4 protein-coding genes are annotated in these 5374 nt (G+C 24.3%); 3 read left to right on the forward strand and 1 reads right to left on the reverse strand.

Translation table 11 applies throughout. The features are described 5' to 3' along the window. The first annotated feature begins 449 nt into the window (after positions 1-449). The 3 genes from Q3287_RS19250 to Q3287_RS19260 all read left to right on the forward strand — a co-directional run bounded on the left by Q3287_RS19250 (position 450) and on the right by Q3287_RS19260 (position 4499). The gene (locus Q3287_RS19250) at positions 450-2780 is read left to right on the forward strand and encodes an FtsX-like permease family protein (RefSeq protein WP_407964666.1); all 2331 of its coding nucleotides are present in this window, start codon (positions 450-452) and stop codon (positions 2778-2780) included. Positions 2781-2790: 10 nt separating this feature from the next. After that, entirely contained in the window at positions 2791-3552 is a 762-nt protein-coding gene (locus tag Q3287_RS19255) for an ABC transporter ATP-binding protein (protein WP_407964667.1), read from the forward strand. A 101-nt stretch (positions 3553-3653) separates the two neighbouring features. Next, positions 3654-4499, forward strand: a complete 846-nt coding sequence (locus Q3287_RS19260) for a DUF3887 domain-containing protein (RefSeq protein ID WP_223195912.1) — start codon at positions 3654-3656, stop codon at positions 4497-4499. Positions 4500-4902: 403 nt separating this feature from the next. On the opposite strand, the gene Q3287_RS19265 is transcribed toward Q3287_RS19260, so the two are convergent. Next, positions 4903-5067: a hypothetical protein gene (locus tag Q3287_RS19265; protein ID WP_054270419.1), complete on the reverse strand. Its 165-nt coding sequence runs from the start codon at positions 5065-5067 to the stop codon at positions 4903-4905. Positions 5068-5374 lie beyond the last annotated feature (307 nt).

Genomic DNA, 5374 nt, shown 5'->3' on the forward strand with positions numbered 1-5374 from the left:
AATTAAATTTTTAATTAATAATAATCAAAAAATATCTTTATATTTATTAATTTAATTATTCTTCTTCATAATTCATCTAAAAAATAGTAATTTATATATGATATCACTACTTTTAACAAATCTTTTTCAATAAATATTAATATATAAAAATAATCGATAATTTTTTACATCCTTAATTAATATAAAAAATTAATGATTAATAAAAACCTAAAAATAATTTGTATTAATTATTCTCTTTTTAAAATTTTTACTACTCTATCTATGCTAAATCCTCTCTACGCACTTTATCATAAGATGTATATATTTTACTTTTTAAATGACTTGACAAACTAATGATATTATAATATTATCATTATAGACCGACGGTCAGTTTGGTATTTATGTTTATATAGCTAATGAAAAAATTCTAAAATATTTAATACAAAATTTTTAAGAAATGAGGATTATTTATGCTAAAAAGAATATTATTAAAGGATTTAACACGAAATAAAGTAGTAACAATTACTCTATTTATTTTTATTTTACTTGCATCAATGCTAGTATCTAGTTCAATAAATATCATTGTAGAGCTAACTGATTCAATGACTTCCTTGTTTCAAAAATCTCATACACCACATTATGTCCAAATGTATTCTGGGAAATTACAACAAAAAGAAATTGATAAGTTCTCAGCTAAAACTCCATATATAAAAAAACAGCAAACTTCCGAACTTCTAAATGTAAATGGAGCTAATATTTTTCTAGGAAATAAAGTAGAAAATCAAGCTAATAGTGTACTAGAAAATAGTTTTACAAAACAAAACGATAAATTTGATTTTTTATTAGATATGGACAATCAAATAATGCAAATAAAAGATGGAGAAATAGGTGTCCCTGTATATTATATGAAACAATCCAATTTGAAAATTGGAGATACTATAAAAATTATTAATGGTAATTTCTTTATGGAATTTACAATAAAAGATTTTATACGTGACTCACAAATGAACCCTTCACTTGTTACTTCAAAGCGTTTTTTAATCAGTGATAATGATTGGAACACGTTAAAATCTAATATAGGAGAAAGCGAATATTTAATTGAATTTATATTAGATGATATAAATAAAATTAGTGAGTTTGAAACGTTATATCAATCAACTAAGCTCCCTCAAACAGGTACATCAGTGACTTATTCTATTTATAAATTACTAAATTCTTTGTCTGATGGGATTGTAATTACTATTATCATCTTAATTAGCATTCTTCTTATTACAATTTCTATTTTATGTTTACGATTTACTTTAATTACAACGATTGAAGAAGATTATCGAGAAATTGGTGTTATGAAGGCCATTGGTATTAAAAATGGTAACATCCAAAACTTATATTTAATAAAATACTTGTTAATTGCATCTTTTGCAAGTTTTCTTGGTTACATACTCTCATTATTTATAGGCCCTCTTTTTACAAAAAATATTTACATTTATATGGGAGCCATAGACAAAACCATTTTTAGTATTCTCGTTCCATTTATAGGTTCAGTTCTTGTATTTTTAAGTGTTGTATTCTTTTGTAAAGTTATACTTAAAAAATTCAAAAAAATATCAGTAGTTAATGCATTAAGAGGTAACCGTTCTACTAACTCTGTAAAATATGGATTCAGTTTTCAAATACACAAAAATAAAATAACAAATACTAACATACTTTTAGGATTAAACGAAGTGTTAAAAAAAATTACAGTCTATGGATTGCTTTGTTTTGTATATATGATTTGTATTTTTATTATGATTGTACCAACTAATTTTTTAAATACTATTAAATCATCTGAATTTATCACTTATATGGGTGCTGGCAAGAGTGATATTCGTATTGATTTGCCTCAAACAAAACAAACTAAGCATCTTTTTAATTCTATACTAGAAAAAATTAATGTTGACAATGATGTTAAAAAGTATGCATCCTTTACAACAAGTTCATATAAAATAAAAAATAAAGATGGCAAAATAGAAAATATTAAAATAGAAAATGGAAACTTTAGAACTTTCCCACTGACATATGTAAAAGGTTCTGCACCAATGAAAGAAAATGAAATTGCATTGTCTGTCATAAATGCAAATGAACTAGAAAAAAGCATTGGAGATAATTTATCAATTTTCTTAAAAGATAAAGAGTTGATTTTGACTGTTAGTGGAATATATCAAGACATTACCTATGGTGGTAAGACTGCAAAAGCTATGCTACCATCTAGTGAAGATAATATACTATGGCATATTGTAAATTTGAATTTAAAGCCTGGTGTCAATGTAGCAGATAAATTAAAGCAGTACAGCATAAATTATTACCCTGCTAAGATTACTGATATGAATAATTATACAAGTCAAACATTAGGTTCTGTTATCAGCCAATTAAGACTTGTTATAAAATTAGCTGTTGTTATATCTATTGCAATTTCTTCACTAATTACTGCGATGTTCTTTAAAATGCTCATTGCTAAGGATACGCCACAAACAGCAATTATGTTTAGCTTAGGATTTTCTACTAAAGATATACGCATTCAATACATTACTAGAGCTTTATTGATACTTATAATTGGAACTGTTTTAGGAGTCATTATGGCAAATACACTTGGACAAAAAATATCTGGATTACTACTTTCTGGTATCTCAAATCTCCAGTTTGTAATAAATCCATTAATTGTATATGTGCTTTATCCATCAGTTTTAATTCTCACAGTATTAACTACAATTATAGTAATTAGTAGAGCAATTAATAAAATAAAAATTATGTCTATTATAGAATAAGGGGTATGTTATGAATAATATTGTAGAAGCTAAAAAAATTATTAAAGAGTATACTATTGGTAAAGGAAATGTACAACAAGTTTTGAAAGGAATAGATTTGTCAATTCAACATGGTGAATTTATATCTATTATGGGTTCTTCTGGCTCTGGTAAATCAACACTACTACATAACATAAGTGGAATGGATAAATTAACTTCTGGTACAGTCAAATTTTCGGGTGAAATGATTTCTAATCTGTCAGAAGAAGCATTATCAAAACTTCGATTAAAAAATATGGGATTTATATTTCAACAAAGTAATTTACTTAAAAATTTAAATATATTTGATAACATAATTATTTCTGCTTACTTAAGTAAAGAAAAAAATCGTCAAATAATCAATGAACAAGCAACAAAACTTATGGAAAAAATGAACATTCTAGAAATAAAAGATAAAGATATTACTCAAGTCTCTGGAGGTCAACTTCAAAGAGCTTCTATATGTCGTGCTTTAATTAATAATCCGAAAATTTTATTTGGAGATGAGCCCACAGGTGCACTTAACTCCAAGTTAACAAATGAAATAATGGATATTCTTATAGATATTAATCAATTAGGTACAGCTATTATGCTTGTAACTCATGATGTAAAAGTAGCAATAAAAACAGAACGAGTACTATTTATGTCTGATGGTATGATTGTTGGGGAAATTAAATTAGGTAAATTTAATAATCATGATTCAAAATACCGAGAAAATAAACTGATGAGTTGGCTATCAGAGTTAGATTTTTAATTTTACTAAACTATTCACTTTATGTACTTTAAAGCTAATGACTTATTCAATGTTTGATGCTAAAATATAATTAATAAAATTTAATTATAGGTGATTGCATTATGAATATTACTAAAGGCATAACTTTACTCTTAACATTATCAATTGTAATATCAGTAGTAGGATGTTCCCCAAAAGAAAGTGCTAGTGAAGTAGCAAAACAATATATTGATAGAGTGAACTCTGGTGACTATGAAACAGCATATAGTTTATTAAGTAAGGATAGTAAGAAAAAAATTAGTATAGAAAATTTTGAAGAATTTCAAGATATTTTAGTTAATACAAAGAGAGTAATTAATTATAAAGTAGGTAAAGAAAAAACTATAAAAAAATATAATTATGATGGAAAAAAGTATAAAAATGTAGTTAAATTAGAAGAATCTTTTGAGATAAAAAATATACTTTATAAAAGAAATGATTCTTTAAAAGTTTATCGATATTTTGTAATTGAAAACAATAAATACAAACTATTATTACACGAAAGTTTTAAAAAAGACTTTGCTATCAATAGTATGTATCTCGCTCAACTTAAACTTGATGATTACAAATTAGAAACTATTAAAGAAGTTGAAACCCTACTAAAAAAATCAATTTCTCTTAATCCTACTAATTCAGACCTATATTATGCACAAGCATGTAATTATATGCGTTTTGATGGATTTCCTGGCTCTTCAGATGCGATAAATAATGCTTTTGATTCAATCAATAACTCTTTAAAGTACTTAGATAAAATAGATTCTGATTACAAAAAAAAGATGAGCGACATATACAATCTAAAAGGAGTTATACTTATGGCTAATAAAAGATTTGATGAGGCAAGACAGTGTTTAAATAAGTCATTATACTTTAATAAAGATAATGAAGATCCAAAATCCAATCTAAATTCATTAGAGAGTCAGATAAACTAACTATTTAGTTTTTTATCTATAAAAAACATTTAATATATATTATTCAATGGTAAATAACAATTTTTCTGAAACTAATTACAATTTTAAACTATAAAAGACTTATTGTTATAAATTAATACTTGTAATAATAAGTTTTTTATTTAAATTGAAAAACATAACTATTAAGATCTCGTTGTAAAAATTCAAATTAAAAACCTTAATAATTTTTCAATTATATTATTAATAAAATATTAACTAAATTCACACATCTAAACCTAAACACTGTTATTAAATGCTCTACACTATGTATATAAAAGCATCTAAATACATTATCTCTATAATAAATTAAACATTAGAATACTCTCAAATAATAAAAAAGAAGGTATAAAGAGCTACCCTCAAGCTCAATATACCTTATAAATGTCTAAACTTCATTTTTTACTAATTTTTCTATATCTTTGATAATATGTTCTTTAGATTTTTTTCCAGCTATAGCATCAAAAATTGCAACAGCCTTTTTCTCTCCAAATTTTTCTGCTACATCATTAAAGTCTAGAAATCTAACACTTTCTTTTTGTTTACCAAACATATAACACCTCTCATACACTTTTATATACTTATTATAACTTCTATATATTTATTTTTCACCAATAAACGTTAGACAAATTAGTTCCTTTATTTTTTTAGTCTGATTCTATTTTCAAAATTCCTAACAAAAACAGTTTATTCTACTCTATAAATAAAAATAGACAATTTAATTTGTAGTAAATTTGATAATAAAATACAAGGAACAAAATTTTATTTATTGTACTTTCAAAAACTTTTTATTAAAACTTATATGACTTATAAAAAATATATTACTATATGAAACATAAATATGTAAATATAATTATCCC

Source organism: Clostridioides sp. GD02404, from assembly GCF_045898275.1.
In the GTDB taxonomy this organism is placed as follows: domain Bacteria; phylum Bacillota; class Clostridia; order Peptostreptococcales; family Peptostreptococcaceae; genus Clostridioides; species Clostridioides difficile_A.